Source organism: Serratia sp. JKS296 (assembly GCF_900215445.1).
Taxonomy (GTDB): Bacteria; Pseudomonadota; Gammaproteobacteria; order Enterobacterales; family Enterobacteriaceae; genus Serratia; species Serratia marcescens.
In genome coordinates, this window is sequence record NZ_OCMX01000001.1 from 592052 (window position 1) to 607546 (window position 15495).

13 protein-coding genes are annotated in these 15495 nt (G+C 62.7%); 5 read left to right on the top strand and 8 right to left on the bottom strand.

What is annotated here, in order from left to right; all coding sequences use genetic code 11:
* Window positions 1-55: 55 nt before the first annotated feature.
* The 6 genes from CRO23_RS02870 to CRO23_RS02895 all read right to left on the bottom strand — a co-directional run bounded on the left by CRO23_RS02870 (window position 56) and on the right by CRO23_RS02895 (window position 4173).
* Window positions 56-1024 carry a TerC family protein gene (locus CRO23_RS02870; protein WP_016930179.1) on the bottom strand — a complete coding sequence of 323 codons (969 nt, stop codon included), beginning with the start codon at window positions 1022-1024 and terminating at the stop codon, window positions 56-58.
* Between the two features lie 252 nt (window positions 1025-1276).
* Complete coding sequence (locus tag CRO23_RS02875; protein WP_097101349.1) at window positions 1277-2008, bottom strand: glutamine amidotransferase; 732 nt, start codon at window positions 2006-2008, stop codon at window positions 1277-1279.
* Between the two features lies 1 nt (window position 2009).
* Window positions 2010-2990, bottom strand: coding sequence for a Gfo/Idh/MocA family protein (locus CRO23_RS02880; protein ID WP_016930177.1), 981 nt, complete (start codon window positions 2988-2990; stop codon window positions 2010-2012).
* A gap of 49 nt (window positions 2991-3039) precedes the next feature.
* Window positions 3040-3552 carry a M48 metallopeptidase family protein gene (locus tag CRO23_RS02885; RefSeq protein WP_016930176.1) on the bottom strand — a complete coding sequence of 171 codons (513 nt, stop codon included), beginning with the start codon at window positions 3550-3552 and terminating at the stop codon, window positions 3040-3042.
* Entirely contained in the window at window positions 3545-3868 is a 324-nt protein-coding gene (locus tag CRO23_RS02890; protein WP_016930175.1) for a HigA family addiction module antitoxin, read from the bottom strand. Before CRO23_RS02890 ends, CRO23_RS02885 begins: the two co-directional genes overlap by 8 nt.
* A 14-nt stretch (window positions 3869-3882) precedes the next feature.
* Window positions 3883-4173, bottom strand: a complete 291-nt coding sequence (locus tag CRO23_RS02895; protein ID WP_016930174.1) for a type II toxin-antitoxin system RelE/ParE family toxin — start codon at window positions 4171-4173, stop codon at window positions 3883-3885.
* 230 nt (window positions 4174-4403) lie between these two features.
* Between CRO23_RS02895 and rlmG the strand changes: the two genes are divergently transcribed.
* Window positions 4404-5543 (top strand): 23S rRNA (guanine(1835)-N(2))-methyltransferase RlmG, encoded by a 1140-nt coding sequence (gene rlmG, locus CRO23_RS02900; protein WP_016930173.1) that lies wholly within the window; start codon window positions 4404-4406, stop codon window positions 5541-5543.
* Window positions 5544-5737: 194 nt separating this feature from the next.
* Here the strand turns inward: rlmG and CRO23_RS02905 are convergent, their stop codons facing one another.
* A complete protein-coding gene (locus CRO23_RS02905) occupies window positions 5738-7759 on the bottom strand; it encodes an oxidoreductase (RefSeq protein WP_097101351.1) in 2022 nt (673 codons plus the stop codon).
* A gap of 424 nt (window positions 7760-8183) precedes the next feature.
* On the opposite strand from CRO23_RS02905, the gene CRO23_RS02910 reads away from it, so the two are divergent.
* On the top strand, window positions 8184-9803 hold the full coding sequence (locus CRO23_RS02910; RefSeq protein WP_097101353.1) for an ABC-F family ATP-binding cassette domain-containing protein: 1620 nt from the start codon (window positions 8184-8186) through the stop codon (window positions 9801-9803).
* A 22-nt stretch (window positions 9804-9825) separates the two neighbouring features.
* On the opposite strand, the gene pdxR is transcribed toward CRO23_RS02910, so the two are convergent.
* Window positions 9826-11298, bottom strand: a complete 1473-nt coding sequence (gene pdxR / locus CRO23_RS02915; protein WP_097101355.1) for a MocR-like pyridoxine biosynthesis transcription factor PdxR — start codon at window positions 11296-11298, stop codon at window positions 9826-9828.
* Window positions 11299-11419: 121 nt separating this feature from the next.
* Between pdxR and CRO23_RS02920 the strand changes: the two genes are divergently transcribed.
* Genes CRO23_RS02920 through CRO23_RS02930 form a run of 3 tightly spaced genes read left to right on the top strand, consistent with a single transcriptional unit; the run spans window position 11420 to window position 15452 of the window.
* A complete protein-coding gene (locus tag CRO23_RS02920; protein WP_079451624.1) occupies window positions 11420-12685 on the top strand; it encodes a 4-aminobutyrate--2-oxoglutarate transaminase in 1266 nt (421 codons plus the stop codon).
* 12 nt (window positions 12686-12697) lie between these two features.
* On the top strand, window positions 12698-14152 hold the full coding sequence (locus CRO23_RS02925) for an NAD-dependent succinate-semialdehyde dehydrogenase (protein WP_004937166.1): 1455 nt from the start codon (window positions 12698-12700) through the stop codon (window positions 14150-14152).
* A 58-nt stretch (window positions 14153-14210) separates the two neighbouring features.
* Window positions 14211-15452, top strand: coding sequence for an aromatic amino acid transport family protein (locus CRO23_RS02930; RefSeq protein WP_033639324.1), 1242 nt, complete (start codon window positions 14211-14213; stop codon window positions 15450-15452).
* The last annotated feature ends 43 nt before the right edge of the window (window positions 15453-15495 follow it).

Consider the following 15495-nt stretch of genomic DNA (forward strand, 5'->3'; position numbering starts at 1 on the left):
GGGGGAATTGCCAAACAATCGCGGGGCGGCTAGCGCCCCGGATAACAGATTATGGTTATTTCTTCGCCAGGCGATCGTTGCGGCGATTGACCCAGGCGTTGATCAGCAAGGTGAGCGTCAGGATGCCCGCCACCACGCCGAGCGATATGCCGATCGGGATGTGGAAGAAGTCGATAATCAGCATCTTGATACCGATAAACACCAGGATCACCGACAGGCCGTATTTCAGCATCGAGAAACGTTCCGCCACGTTGGCCAGCAGGAAGTACATGGCGCGCAGACCCATGATGGCGAACAGGTTAGAGGTCAGGACGATGAACGGATCGGTGGTCACGGCGAAGATCGCCGGAATGCTGTCCACCGCGAAAATCACGTCGCTCAGTTCCACCAGGATCAGCACCAGCACCAGCGGGGTGGCGAACAGGATGCCGTTGCGGCGCACGAAGAAACGCTCGCCTTCCAGGCTGTCGGTCATGCGCAAGCGGCTGCGCAGCCATTTCACCAGCGGTTTGTCGCCGATCGCCGAGTCATCTTCCTTCGCCAGCGCCATTTTAATACCGGTGAACAGCAGGAAAGCGCCGAACAGATACAGCAGCCACTGGAACTGGCTGACCAGCCAGCTGCCGGCGAAGATCATGATGGTGCGCAGCACGATTGCGCCCAGCACGCCGTAGATCAGCACCCGCCGTTGCAGGTTGGCCGGCACGGCGAAGTAGCTGAACAGCATCAGCCAGACGAACACATTATCCACCGCCAGCGCTTTTTCGATCAGGTAACCGGTCAGGAAGGCCAGCGCCTGGGTATCGGCGACGGCGCGCCCGGCGGTTTCATTCAGGTAGTACCAGAAACCGAAGTTGAACAGCAGGGAGAGGCTGACCCACACCAGCGACCAACTGGCGGCCTGCTTCATAGTCATGGTGTGCGCGCCTTTACGGCCCTGCAACAGGAGATCGATTGCGAGCATCACGACTATGACGGCGGCGAAGCTGCCCCATAACCACGGTGTGCCAACGGAATTCATCATCAGAGGTATCCTTCAAAAACAAAAACGGCCAACGTCGGAAGACGCCAGCCGCTCTGTGAACGCTGCAAGCAAACCTCGCCTTCCGGCAAGGTCTCACTTACAACGTTGATGAAGGTGGTTACACCTTTGACATCAGGTTGCCCGGTAACCGGATGCTTGCGCATCGTAATGACGATTGACCGGCAATGAAGTTACTCCCCTTTGCAAAGCAGAAAGTAATGCAAAATGTGTCGGCGGTCAACGTGAATCGCGTTAGCCGGCTATCGCTTTTTGCGCACCGAGGCTGACGACGAATCCCTGCAGCAGCAGGCGGCTGAACGGCGTGTCGCTAACCTGTTGTTGTTGCTGGTGGTAGCGGGCTTGCTGCTCGGGATGCAGCTGGCCGAGCCACTGCAGATACTGGCTCATCACCGCGCCGTTGAATTCCGGGTGGAACTGGGTGGTCAGGGCATGATCGCCATAGCGCAGGATCTGGTGCGCGTCCTGCTGCGAACGCGCCAGCGTCTGCGCGCCGGCGGGCGGCGTCAGCACGCTCTGCGAGTGGATCAGGTTGGCTTTGAAGCGCGGCGGCAGCAGGGTGAGCCGCCGATCGTCGGCCGCGGCGGGCAGCAGTTCGATCTCCAGCGTGCCGACTTCCATGCCCTGCGGGTGGTAACCCACTTCGCCGCCGAGCGCGTAGGCCAACAGCTGATGGCCGTAGCAGACGCCGAACAGCGGCAGTTTGATCGCCATCGCCTGACGCAGCCATTCGGCGGCCTCCTCGCTCCACGGCAGCCGTTCGGTCACCATCGCCGGCGAGCCGGTGATGACCACGCCGCAATAGGCGGCCGGCGGCAACGGCCGTTCGCCGGCGGGCAAGTGTACGATGTGCGCGCGTTCGGCGTCGATATTGCCCTGTTGCAGGAACATGCCTTCAAAATTTGCCAATTCCTGACGAATGGCCTGCGGCGCGTCGCCGGTTTGCATCACGAGCAGCGGTTTCATCTCATTCTCCGTCGGCGGGGAAGACGACGCCGGTCTGGCGGCGGATATCGGTCAGCAGGCGGGCGACGATCAGCGAATTCTCCAGCCCCGGATGTTCCACCTGACGCTTCTCAACCAACTCGGCGAAGGCCAGCGCCTCATACAGCATGGTGTTGATGTGCTGCGGCTGGCTCAGATCCTGGCGGTTGCCGCCGCGCGGCGTCAGCGCCACGCCCTGGCACTCGGAGATTTTGTCGATAATCAACGTGCCTTCTTCTCCCTGGATCTCGCTGGGGATCGCCGAGTCGCTGACCTTGGAATGGGAAAGCGTGACGTCGAAATCGCCGTAGTTCAGGCAGACGGTGCCGTGGGCGTCCACACCGGTATCGAGCAGCGTGGCGCTGGCGAGCACCGACTGCGGCGCGCCGAACAGCGCCACCGCGCTGGCCAGGCAGTAGTAGCCGATGTCCATGATCGAGCCGTTGGAGAACTGCGGATTAAACGTGTTGGGGTTCTCGCCGGCCAGGTAGCGCGGGTAGCGCGAAGAGTATTGGCAATAGTTGATGAAGGCTTTGCGCAGCCGGCCGATTTTCGGCAATGCCTGTTGCAGCGCCAGAAAATTCGGCAGATAGGCGCTTTTGAACGCCTCGAACAGCACCACCTGGTTTTCCCGCGCGCAGGCTACCACCTGTTCCGCTTCGCGCTGGTTGGAGGCCAGCGGTTTTTCGCAGATCACATGCTTTTTATGGCGCAGGAACAGCAGCGATTGCGGGCAGTGCAGGGAGTTGGGGCTGGCGATATACACCGCGTCTATGGCATCGGACTGGGCCATGGCCTCGAGCGAGTCGAAAAACTGCGTGACCTGATAGTTGGCGCCAAACGCCTGCGCCTGTTCCAGGGAGCGTGAATACACGGCGCTCAACTTGAGTTTGCCGCTTTCATGGGCGGCATCGATAAAACGTTCCGTAATCCAGTTGGTGCCGACAACGGCAAAGCGAATCATAGCGAGCTCCGGTCCAGCCTAAAACCGCAGATTATCACGCCCTCACTCGCTATGCATACAGCTCGCCGAACAGCGAAAGGTGCGTCAGATACAGCCGGGTATCGAACTCCAGCTGGTGGTAATCCGGCTCCATATGGCAGCACAGGCTGTAGAACGCCTTGTTATGATCTTTCTCTTTCAGATGCGCCAGCTCATGCACCACGATCATGCGCAGGAACGGCTCGGGCGCGACCTTGAACACCGTCGCCACGCGGATTTCCGCCTTGGCCTTCAGCTTGCCGCCCTGCACGCGCGAGATGGCGGTGTGCAGGCCCAGCGCGTGCTTCATGACGTGGATCTTGCTGTCATAGGCCACCTTGCTCAGCGGCTGGGCGTTGCGCAGATACTGGTTTTTCAGATCGACGGTAAACTGATACAGCGATTTGTCGGTGGTGCAATCGTGCACCTGCGGATAGCGCTGCAGCAGCACGTCCCCCAGCCGATTCTGATGGATCAGTTGCTGCACCTGGCTTTGCAGATGCGTTGGGTAGCCTTGCAGGTAGGCGAGTTCGATGTCATGCATGAGTGATATTGCGCCTCAGTATTTCTTTGATCGGCCGCAACCGCACACGCTGCGCATCGGCCTGTCTGGCTTCCCAGCGATCGTGCGCCGCCTGCAGGTTTAGCCAAAAGTCAGCGGTCGTTTCGAACAGATCGGCAAACAGATTGGCCTCGGCAACGCTCATGCGTCGATGCCCGTTGCACAGGCGATTGACGGTGGCGCGGGTGACGCCCAATACCTTTGCCAGTTCCTCCTGGCCGATGCCTAGCGGCGTTAAATATTCTTCCTGCAGCACTTCTCCCACCGTGGTGGGTTCGCGAGTCGTGGTTTCCAACATAGGTACCCCCTCGTTCAGGTATCTTGATGAGGATCGAGGTAAATTTTTTCAGCGGCATCATGCCGCCACTGAAACATCAGCCGCCAGTGCATATTGACGCGCAGACTTGACCATCCCTGAAATGGTCCGGATAGCCGCTTGTAATAGTTACCCGTGGGGTGATGCAAATCACGCTCTTGCTGCGCGGCGGCCAACATATCGAGTTTTCTGGCCAACTGTCGCTCAAGCGCGCCGGGGATCAGACGGCTGCGCCTGCCTTCCAGATAGAACTGCTCCAGATAGCGATCGCGGAAAGATTTAATCATGCTTTCCCCCTTCCATAGGGACTGCCAGTGTAACATTTAAAGTTACACCCCGTCAGGTTAAAAAAACGTCGACATGGGTGCTCGGGAGGGAAAGGTTAATGTTGTTAAAGGAGAAAAGGGGCGCGGGTTTTCAGATACGCGGCGCAATACGCAATTTATCCGAAAAAACATTTTACTGACGGGCGTTTTTAGGGGATAAACAGCCCAAATTTTATCAGTCAGGAGGGGCAATGAGCCAACTCGATCTGGGAACACAGCAACTTGAGCTGGAGCGTTATCCCCAACAGGAAGAATCCACCCAACTGCAGGCGTGGGAAGCGGCGGACGAATATCTGCTGCAACAGCTTGAAAACGTAGATATCGGCGGCCGCCCGGTGCTGATTTTCAACGATAACTTCGGCACCCTGGCCTGTGCGTTGCACGCGCATCGCCCTTACAGCGTCAGCGATTCGTACATGAGCCAGCTGGCGACGCGCCACAACCTCAAGCTCAACGGTCTGGATCCCGAGCAGGTCACGCTGCTGGACAGCCTGGCCGAGCTGCCGGCGGCGCCGGCGGTGGTGCTGATTCGCGTGCCGAAAGCGCTGGCGCTGCTGGAACAGCAGCTGCGCGCGCTGCGCCACGTCGTGACCGAAGACACGCTGATCGTTGCCGGCGCCAAAGCGCGCGACGTGCACACCTCGACGATGCAGCTGTTTGAAAAAGTGCTGGGCCCAACGCGCACCAGCCTGGCGTGGAAGAAGGCGCGCCTGATCTTCTGCCAGGCGGCGGACATCGTTCCGCCGGCGGCAGCGGAAACCACCAACTGGACGCTGGACGGCACCGATTGGCTGATCCACAACCACGCCAACGTCTTCTCGCGCGGCAGCCTGGATATCGGTGCGCGCCTGTTTATGGAGCATCTGCCGCGCGGCCTGAATGGCCATATCGTCGATCTGGGCTGCGGCAACGGCGTGATTGGTTTGACGGCGCTGGCGCAAAACCCGGAAGCGCAGGTGACCTTTGTCGATGAATCTTACATGGCGGTGGCCTCCAGCGAGCTGAACGTGGAGCACAACCTGCCGCAAGAGCTGGATCGCTGTCAGTTTGAGGTGAACAACGCGCTGGCGGGCATCGAGCGCGAAAGCGTGCAGGCGGTGCTGTGCAACCCGCCGTTCCACCAGCAACACGCCATTACCGATCACACCGCCTGGCAGATGTTCTGCGACGCCAAGCGCTGCCTGCAGGTGGGCGGCGAATTGCGCATCGTCGGCAACCGTCACCTCGACTACCATCAGAAACTCAAGCGCCTGTTCGGCAACTGCACGCTGGTGGCCTCGAACAAGAAGTTCGTGATCCTTCGAGCGGTGAAATCCGGCGCGCGTCGCTGAGCGTGAATAACAAGGGGCGCCGGGCGCCCCTCAGTCTGTAGACAAAGGAGGAAAAAGCGTGGTTTTTCCCTCTTTGTGGTTATCAGCCGAAAATCAATAAATTGATTTTCCTTGTTTTCTTTTCGCTGCTCTCTGCCAACCCTGCATGGGGATGCGGTTTGTCATCAATATCAGGGGCGCCGGGCGCCCCTTTTTTACAGCGCCATCGCCAGCCGCGTGCCCTGATCGATCGCGCGGCGGGCGTCCAGCTCGGCGGCCACGTCGGCGCCGCCGATCAGATGCACGGTTTTCCCCATCGCCAGCAGCGGCTGCTGCAATTCGCGGCGCGGTTCCTGCCCGGCGCAAATGACCACCGTGTCCACCGGCAGGCAGCTGTCTTGCTCGGCGCGGGTGATGTGCAGCCCTTCGTCGTCGATCAGCCGATAGCTGACGCTGTTGAGCATTTTCACGCCGCGCATCGCCAGGCTGGCGCGGTGGATCCAACCGGTGGTTTTCCCCAGGCCTTCGCCCACTTTGCTGGTTTTGCGTTGCAACAGGTAGATCTGCCGGGCGGCGCGCGGCGCCTGCGGCCCTTGCTCCGCCAGCCCGCCGCGCTGCTCAAGGCGCCCGTCGATGCCCCATTCGCGGTTGAATTCCGCCTGATCCAGGCTGCTGGACACGCCGTGCTGGCTGAGGTACTCGGCGGTATCGAAGCCGATGCCGCCGGCGCCGACGATCGCCACCCGCTGGCCGACCGGTTTTTTATCGCGCAGCACGTCCAGATAGCTCAGCACCTTGGTGTGCCCGATGCCGGGAATATCCGGGGTGCGCGGCACGATGCCGCAGGCGAGGATCACCTCATCGAATTCGCTTAAATCCGCCGCTTCGACCTTGACGCCCAGCCTGACCGTCACTTCACGCAGCGCCAACTGGCGGCGGAAGTAACGCAGGGTTTCATGGAATTCTTCCTTGCCGGGGATCTGCTTGGCGATGTTGAACTGGCCGCCGATCTGCTCGGCGGCGTCGAACAGCGTCACCCGATGGCCGCGGCTGGCGGCGGTGGTGGCAAACGCCAGCCCGGCGGGGCCAGCGCCGACCACCGCCAGTTTTTTCGGTTTTTCCGCCATCGTCAGCGGCATTTCGGTTTCACGGCAGGCGCGCGGGTTGACCAGACAGGAAGTCAGCTTGCCTTCAAAGATCTGGTCGAGACAGGCCTGGTTGCAACCGATGCAGGTATTGATCTCGTCGGCGCGCCCCTCGGCGGCTTTCTGCACAAAGGCGGCGTCGGCGAGGAACGGACGCGCCATCGACACCATATCGGCGCAGCCGTCCGCCAGCACCTGCTCGGCCACCGCCGGATCGTTGATGCGGTTGGTGGTGATCAGCGGGATGCTGACCTTGCCCATCAGCTTGCGGGTCACCCAGCTGAATCCGGCGCGCGGCACCATGGTGGCGATGGTCGGAATACGTGCTTCGTGCCAGCCGATGCCGGTATTGATGATCGTGGCACCCGCCTGTTCGATCGCCAGCGCCAGCTGCTCGATCTCCTCCCAACTGGAGCCGTCTTCCACCAGATCAAGCATCGACAGCCGGTAGATCAGAATGAATTCCGGGCCCACGGCCTGGCGTACCGCCCTGACGGTCTCGACGGCGAACCGCATGCGGTTGGTGAAGCTGCCGCCCCATTGGTCGTCGCGCTGGTTGGTACGCGTCGTCAAGAATTGGTTGATCAGGTAGCCTTCGGAACCCATCACTTCAACGCCGTCGTAGCCGGCCTGCTGCGCCAGCGCCGCGCAGCGGGCGAAGTCGGCGATGGTCTGCGCGATCTCCGCTTCACTCAGGGCGCTCGGCGTAAACGGGTTGATTGGCGCCTGCAGCGCGGAAGGGGCCACCAGCTTGGGTTGATAGCTGTAGCGGCCGGTGTGCAGGATCTGCAGCGCAATTTTGCCGCCCGCCCGGTGGACGGCCTCGGTTACCGGGCGGTGGTGAGGCAATTGCGCCTCGCTGTTGAGGATCGAACCGCCGCGAAACACCACGCCCTGTTCGTTCGGGGCAATGCCGCCGGTGACGATCAGCGCCACGCCGGCGGCGGCGCGCTCGGCATAGAACGCGGCCAGGCGCTGCGGGCCGTCGGGCAGCTCTTCCAGGCCGGTATGCATCGATCCCATCAGCACCCGGTTTTTCAGGGTGGTGAAGCCGAGATCCAGCGGCGCCAGCAGGTGAGGGTAATTGCTCATTGCACTCTCCATCGTTCATCCCCCGCCTCTTTCAACCTGCAGCGTTGTTGCCTGCGTTCGCTCGCCCCAGTCACTTACTTGAGTAAGCTCCTGGGAACGCCCGAACTTGCCGCCTAGCTGCAGGTTGAAAGCGATTGGGGATGAGCATCTGTTATTATTATGTGAACACAAGTGGTCGGATGAGATAAATCTAGCCGTTGTCGCGCCGCTTGGGAATCTGCGTTGCGCCGAATGTGATAGATGTCATGAATCTCAGACTCTGTTTGCATAACGAACAAAAGATCGGTTAGCCTTTACGCGTTGCAAATTCCTTCTCTCTGCGGAGCCATTACCGAAAATGAACACTCACACCTGTTGATATCGTGTCCCACGCTGTGCGCTCTCGCGCCCTGTGGGGATGTTTTGATCTCATTCAGGAGTGCTTATGGCTCATTCAGCGCAGTCCCCTTATTTCGTTTTACATCAACTGACCTGCCAATTTGCTGACGGCGAAACGCTGTTCGGCCCGCTGGATCTTGCTTTCGACCGGCAGCGCTGCGGCCTGGTAGGGCGCAACGGCGTCGGCAAAACCCAGCTGCTGCGCCTGATCGCCGGGCTGGATCAACCGGGCAACGGGCACGTTGAATCTCATGCCACATTGGCTTACGTTGCGCAGCAGCCGGAGATCGCGCCGCACACCACGCTGGCCCAGCTGCTGGGCTATGGTGAGGCGTTCGCCGCGCTGGCGCGTCTCGAGCAGGGGCGGCCGCTGGCGGACGATATCGATCGTCTGGAAGGGCGCTGGGATCTCCACGATCGCCTGCAAAACGCCTTCGCCGCCGCCGGGCTGCCGGCCTTTGATCCGTTGCGATCCGCCAGTTCGCTGAGCGGCGGCGAGCGGATGCGCGCGGCCCTGTGCGGCGCCTTGCTGGGCGAGGCGGATTTTCTGCTGCTGGATGAACCGACCAACCACCTCGACAGCGCCGGGCGCGCCTGGCTGTATCAACAGCTGGATCAGTGGCGGGGCGGGTTGCTGATCGCCAGCCATGACCGGCAGCTGCTGGCGCGCATGGAGCGCATCGTCGAACTGACGCCCGGCGCGCTGCGCAGCTACGGCGGCAACTATGATGACTACCGGCGCCAGCGCGATACGGAGCAGCAGGCGGCGCGCGCCGATCTGGAGCATGCGCGCGAGGAGCGCCGCCGCACCCGCGCCCGCCAACAGAAAGAGCACGACATGAGCCAGCGGCGCTCGGCGCAAACGCTGCGCGTCGTCGATACGCTGAATATCGCCTCTTTCGAACGGGTGGCCTACAAGTCGGCGGCGAAGGAGAGCCTCGGCACGCTACGCAAACAGCATCAGGATCGGCGCGACAGCCTCGATGCGGCAGTGCGCGAAGCCTATCAGCGGGTAGAAGAGGAACAGCCGGTGTTGCTGGCGCTGCCCGGCAGTGAAGTGAACGCAAACAAGCAGGTGCTGGTGCTCGAGCGGCTGCAGTTGCCGTTCGTCAGCGCGCCGCCGCTGGATTTGCGGATCGACGGTCCGATGCGCGTGGCGTTGACCGGCCCCAACGGCTGCGGCAAATCCACCTTGCTGAAGACCGTTCTCGGTCAGTTGGCGGCGCTTTCCGGCCATTGTCATTGCCCGCTGTCGACGGCCTACCTCGATCAAACCCTGTCGCAGCTCGATCCGGGCCTGTCAGTAATGGAACATCTGGGGCTGCAGGATTCGCCGTTGGCGGAAGGGGCGTTGCGCACCCGGCTGGCGCAGCTGCAGCTTGGCGCGGATCGCATCGCGTTGCCGCTGGGCTCGCTGAGCGGCGGAGAACGGCTGAAGGCGGCGCTGGCCTGTGCGCTCTGGCGGCGACAACCGGCGCAGCTGCTGTTGCTCGACGAGCCGACCAACCACCTGGATCTGGCGTCGTCGCTGGCGATCGAAACCGCGCTGGCGGATTTCCCCGGCGCGATGCTGGTGGTGTCGCACGACGAAGACTTCCTGCAGGCGCTGCGACCGACGCACCGCCTGTACCGACAGGCGGACGGCTGGCGGTTTCAGGCCTGGTGAGGCAGGCGGGCGGCGCTCTGACTTAGTGCGGGGCGTTGATGCACGCCAGCAGTTGGGTGAAGGCGGCGGCCATTTGCTCTTCCGGCACGCAGGCAAAGCCCATCAGCAGGCCGCGCCGGCGGTTGGGCAGCATGTAGTAGCGCGACAGCGGCCTCACCAGCACCCCTTGCGCGCCGGCGGCGGCGGCGATCGCCACGTCGTCGGCCTCGTCCGGCAGGTTGAGGATCAGGTGCAATCCGGCGTTGCTGTTGAACTCGCTGAGCGCCTGTTTGCCGAGGTGCTGTTCGATCAATCCGGTCAGGAAGGCGCGCCGCCGGGCGTACAGCAGCCGCATGCGACGGATATGCGCCGTGTAGTGCCCCTCCTGAATAAACTCCGCCAGCGCGCTCTGGATCAGCAGGTGCCCGCCGCGGTACAGCTCGGCGTGGGCGGTTTTCAGCGCCTGCACCAGCGGCGGCGGCAACACCACATAGCCGAGACGCAGCGCCGGGTAGAGCGTTTTGCTGAAGGTGCCGATGTAGATCACCGGCGCATCGGCTTCCAGCCCCTGCAGCGCCGGGATCGGTTGGCCGGAAAAGCGGAATTCGCTGTCGTAATCGTCCTCGACGATCCAGCCGCCGGCGTTCCGCGCCAGCGCCAGCAGCCGTTGGCGGCGCGCCAGGCTCATCACCGAGCCGAGCGGATATTGGTGCGACGGGGTGACGAAAATCAGGCGGGGCGGCGTCGTTGGCTGCTCCGGCGGCACCAGCCCGGCCTCGTCCACCGCCAGCGGGCAGATGTTCAGCGCATTGATGCGCAGGATATTGCGGATCCCCCAATAGCCCGGCTCTTCGATCCAGGCGTCATCCCCCGGATTGCACAACATGCGCGTCACCAGATCGATCGCCTGATGGATGCCTTCAGTGATCAGGATCTGTTCCGGCGAGCAGCGCACCGAGCGCGCCACCCGTAAATACTCCACCAACGCATGCTGCAGCTCCGGGCTGCCGCCCTGATTGCTGTAGGTCAGCCGCTGCGGCGTCGGGCGGCGGCTGAGGCGCGCCTGGATCTTGCTGAACAGCTGATGAGGAAAGGCGTTGACGTCGGGGACGCCGGGAATGAACGCCCCCCACTGTTTGGGGCTGGCGCTGGCGTGGTGCAGCAGCGTGGCGCCGCGCTCCGACAGTTCGACGCGCCGCAGTTGCCCGCTGCCGTCCGCCGGAGCGCCGCCGGTGGACAGGCAACTGTCCGGCACCGTGTCGGCGACGAAGGTGCCGCTGCCGGCGCGCGCCGACACGTAGCCCTCCGCCAGCAGTTGTTCATAAACGGTTAACACGGTGTTGCGTGACAGGCTGAGCTCCTGCGCCAGATCGCGCGAGGCGGGCAGGCGGCTGGAGGGCGGCAGGCTGCCATCGAGAATGCTGGTGCGGATCGCGTTGTAAAGCCGCTTGTGCAGCTTGTCATCGGGCTGTTCGCCGAGGCGCTGCAGCAACAGATCACCACTCAATGAGCGCAATTGGATCCCTCAATTATTCGTAACTGGCACTCGATTATAGGGCCACATCCTGTGTAAATAAACGTCATTGTTTCACGAATGTGAACGAAACGTGTAACTGGCACCGACCGGAGAGAACAGCATGAAAAACGCAGAATTGAACCAACGCCGTCAGGACGCCACCCCGCGCGGAGTGGGCGTGATGTGTGGTTTTTACGCCGAGCGCGCAGAGAACGCTACGCTGTGGGATGTGGAAGGCAAGGAAGTGATCGACTTCGCCTCGGGGATCGCCGTGCTGAACACCGGCCATCGCCACCCGAAAGTGATCGCCGCAATTGAAAAGCAGCTGCAGGCCTTCACCCACACCGCCTATCAGATCGTTCCTTACGAAAGCTATGTCTCGTTGGCGGAGCGCATCAACCAACGCGCGCCGATCGCCGGTCCGTGTAAAACCGCTTTCTTCACCACCGGCGCGGAAGCGGTGGAAAACGCGGTGAAGATTGCCCGCGCTTACACCGGCCGTCCGGGCTTGATCACCTTCGGCGGCGGCTTCCACGGCCGCACCTATATGACCATGGCGCTGACCGGCAAAGTGGCGCCTTACAAACTGGGCTTTGGCCCATTCCCCGGCTCGGTGTTCCACGGCCAGTACCCGAACGCGCTGTACGGCGTGACCACCGAAGACGCGATGAACAGCCTGGATCGCCTGTTTAAAGCGGATATCGATCCCAAGCAGGTGGCGGCCATTGTGCTGGAGCCGGTGCAGGGCGAGGGCGGTTTCAACGTGGCGCCGGCCGATTTCATGCAGGCGCTGCGCGCGCTGTGCGACCAGCACGGCATCCTGCTGATCGCCGACGAAGTGCAGACCGGCTTCGCCCGTACCGGCAAGCTGTTCGCCATGGAGCACTACAGCGTTAAGCCCGATTTGATCACCATGGCGAAAAGCCTGGCGGGCGGCATGCCGCTGTCGGCGGTGGCGGGCCGCGCCGAGGTGATGGACGCGCCGGCGCCGGGCGGGCTGGGCGGCACCTATGCCGGTAACCCGCTAGCGGTGGCCGCCGCGCACGCGGTGCTGGACGTGATTGAAGAAGAGCAGCTGTGCCAGCGCGCCGAGCGCTTGGGGCAGCACCTGGTGGAAGTGTTGCAGCAGGCGCGCAAAACCAGCCCGGCGATCGCCGATGTGCGCGCGCAGGGATCGATGGTGGCGGTGGAGTTCAACGATCCGGCTACCGGCAAGCCTTCGGCGGAGATCACCCGTCAGGTGCAGCAGAAGGCGATGGAGGAAGGGCTGCTGCTGCTGAGCTGCGGTGTGAACGGCAACGTGATCCGCTTCCTCTACCCGCTGACCATTCCGGACGATCAGTTCACCAAGGCGATGGGCATCCTGTCCCGCGCGCTGGCCCACTAAGGAGCGAACGGCATGAAATTGAACAATCCCGAGCTGTTGCGCAGCCAGTGTCTGATCAACGGCGAATGGTGCGATGCCCTGAGCGGCAAGCGCGAAGCGGTGATCAACCCGGCCACCGGCGCCGAGCTGGCCAGCATTCCGCTGGTCAGCGAAGAGGAAACCCAGCAGGCGATCGCGGCGGCGCAGCGGGCGCAAAACGACTGGAAACAGCTGACCGCCAAGCAGCGTTCCGCGCTGCTGTTGGCCTGGGCCGACAAGGTGCTGGCCGCGCAGGAAGATCTGGCGCAGCTGATGACCGCCGAGCAGGGCAAATCGCTGGCGGAAGCGCGCGGCGAAGTGGCCTACGCCGCGTCGTTCATCACCTGGTTCGCCGAAGAGGCCAAGCGGGTGGACGGCGCGGTATTGCAGGCGCCGCAGGCTTCGCAGCGCCTGGTGGTGGTGAAGCAGCCGATCGGCGTGTGCGCGGCCATCACCCCGTGGAATTTCCCGGCGGCGATGATCACCCGCAAGGTGGCGCCGGCGCTGGCGGCCGGTTGCGCCATCATCGTCAAACCGGCCGAGCAAACGCCGCTGACCGCACTGGCGCTGGCCAAGCTGGCGCAGGACGCCGGCATTCCCGCCGGCGTGTTGCAGGTGGTGACCGGCGAAGCGGCACAGGTGGGCAAGGTGTTGTGCGACAGTCCGGTAGTGCGCAAGCTGAGCTTTACCGGCTCGACCGAGGTCGGCCGCATCCTGATGGCGCAGTGCGCGCCGAGCATCAAGAAACTGTCGCTGGAGCTGGGCGGTAACGCGCCGGTCATCGTGTTCGACGACGCCAATCTGGACGCGGCGGTGGCGGGCATCATGGCCTCCAAGTTCCGCAACAGCGGCCAGACCTGCGTGTGCGCTAACCGCATCTACGTGCAGGACGGCATCTACGAGCGGCTGGCGGAGAAACTGGTGGCGGCGGTCGAGCAGTTGAAAGTCGGCGACGGCAGCCAGGAAGGCACCACCCAGGGGCCGCTGATCGACAGCGATGCGGTAGCGAAGGTGCAGAGCCATATCGACGACGCGCTGATCAAAGGGGCGCAGATCGCCACCGGCGGCCAGCCGCACGCGCTGGGCGGCACCTTCTTCCAGCCGACGGTGGTGACCGGCGTAACGCAGAAGATGCGCTTCGCCAAAGAAGAGACCTTCGGGCCGGTGGCGCCGCTGTTCCGCTTCCATGACGAGGCGGAAGCCATCGCCATGGCCAACGACACCGAATTCGGCCTGGCCGCCTACCTGTTCACGCAGAACGCCGCGCGCCAGTGGCGCGTGCCGGAAGCGCTGGAGTACGGCATGGTCGGCATCAACACCGGGCTGATTTCCAACGAAGTGGCGCCGTTTGGCGGCGTGAAACAGTCAGGGCTCGGGCGTGAAGGATCGCGCTACGGGATAGAAGAATATCTGGAGCTGAAATACCTGTGTATCGATGTGAGCCGTTGAGCGTCAGGACGTTAACCCATCCCGGCGGCCAGCGTCGCCGGGCGATAAAGGATGATGCATGTCTGATAATATCTCTGTTTCTCCGGCGCTTGCCGCCGGGGTGCGAGCACCTGCACCCGCCAAATCGTTAAGTTTCCTCGAAGGGGTGGCGATGATCGTCGGCACCAACATCGGCGCCGGGGTGCTCTCCATCGCCTACGCCTCCAGCAAGGCCGGTTTCCTGCCGCTGCTGTTTTGGCTGGTGCTGGTGGGGAGCCTGACCACCATCACCATGCTGTACGTTGCCGAATCTACGTTGCGCACCCGCGCGCATCTGCAGCTGAGCGGGCTGGCGAAGCGCTACGTCGGCGGCCTGGGCGCCTGGCTGATGTTCGCTTCGGTGTGCGTCAACAGCGTCGGGGCGCTTACCGCCTACATGACCGGCAGCGGCAAGCTGCTGCAATCGCTGTTCGGCATCTCGCCGGCGCTGGGCAGCCTGCTGTTCTTCGTGCCCGCCGCCGGCGTGCTGTACCTCGGTTTGAAAGCGATCGGCCGCGGCGAAAAGTTCATCAGCATCGGCATGGTGGTGATGTTGACCGCGCTGGTAGCGGCGACGCTGCTGAAAGACACCACCCAGATGCGCAACCTGCTGGACGGCGACTGGCGCTATATGGTGCCGGTGTTCAACGTGGTGGTGTTCTGCTTCTCGGCGCAGTACATCGTGCCGGAGATGGCGCGCGGCTTCGCCGACAAGCCGGAACAACTGCCGAAGGCGATCATCGTCGGCATGGTCGTGACCTTCATTTTGCTGGCGGCGGTGCCGATGTCGGTGATTGCGCTCAGCGGGCTGGATGACATCTCCGATGTGGCCACCATTTCCTGGGGCCAGGCGCTGGGGCAGTGGGCGTTCTTCTCCGCCAACATCTTCGCGCTATGCGCGATGCTGACCTCGTACTGGGGGTTGGGCGGCAGTTTTCTGACCAATATTTTCGACAAGTTTAGGCTGGGCAACGACGAGCTGCCGCTGCGCCGTTTCGGCGTGCTGCTGCTGGTGGTGGTGCCGCCGTTCGTGCTGGCTTACAGCGGGCTGGTGTCGTTCGTCAACGCGCTCTACTTCGCCGGGGTGTTCAGCGGGGTGATCCTGTCGATCATGCCGATGCTGATCTTACGCGGCGCGCGCAAACACGGTGACCAGACCCCGCGCTGGCAGTGCAACTGGATCACGCACCCGCTGCTGCAGGTCAGCATTGTGTTGCTGTACCTGGCCAGCGCGGTGTACGCCATCGCTTCATTGTTAGGCTATCTGCCCTCTGGATGGTGATTTGCCTTCCCTCAAGCAGTGATGTTGTTTCTCGGCATTGAGA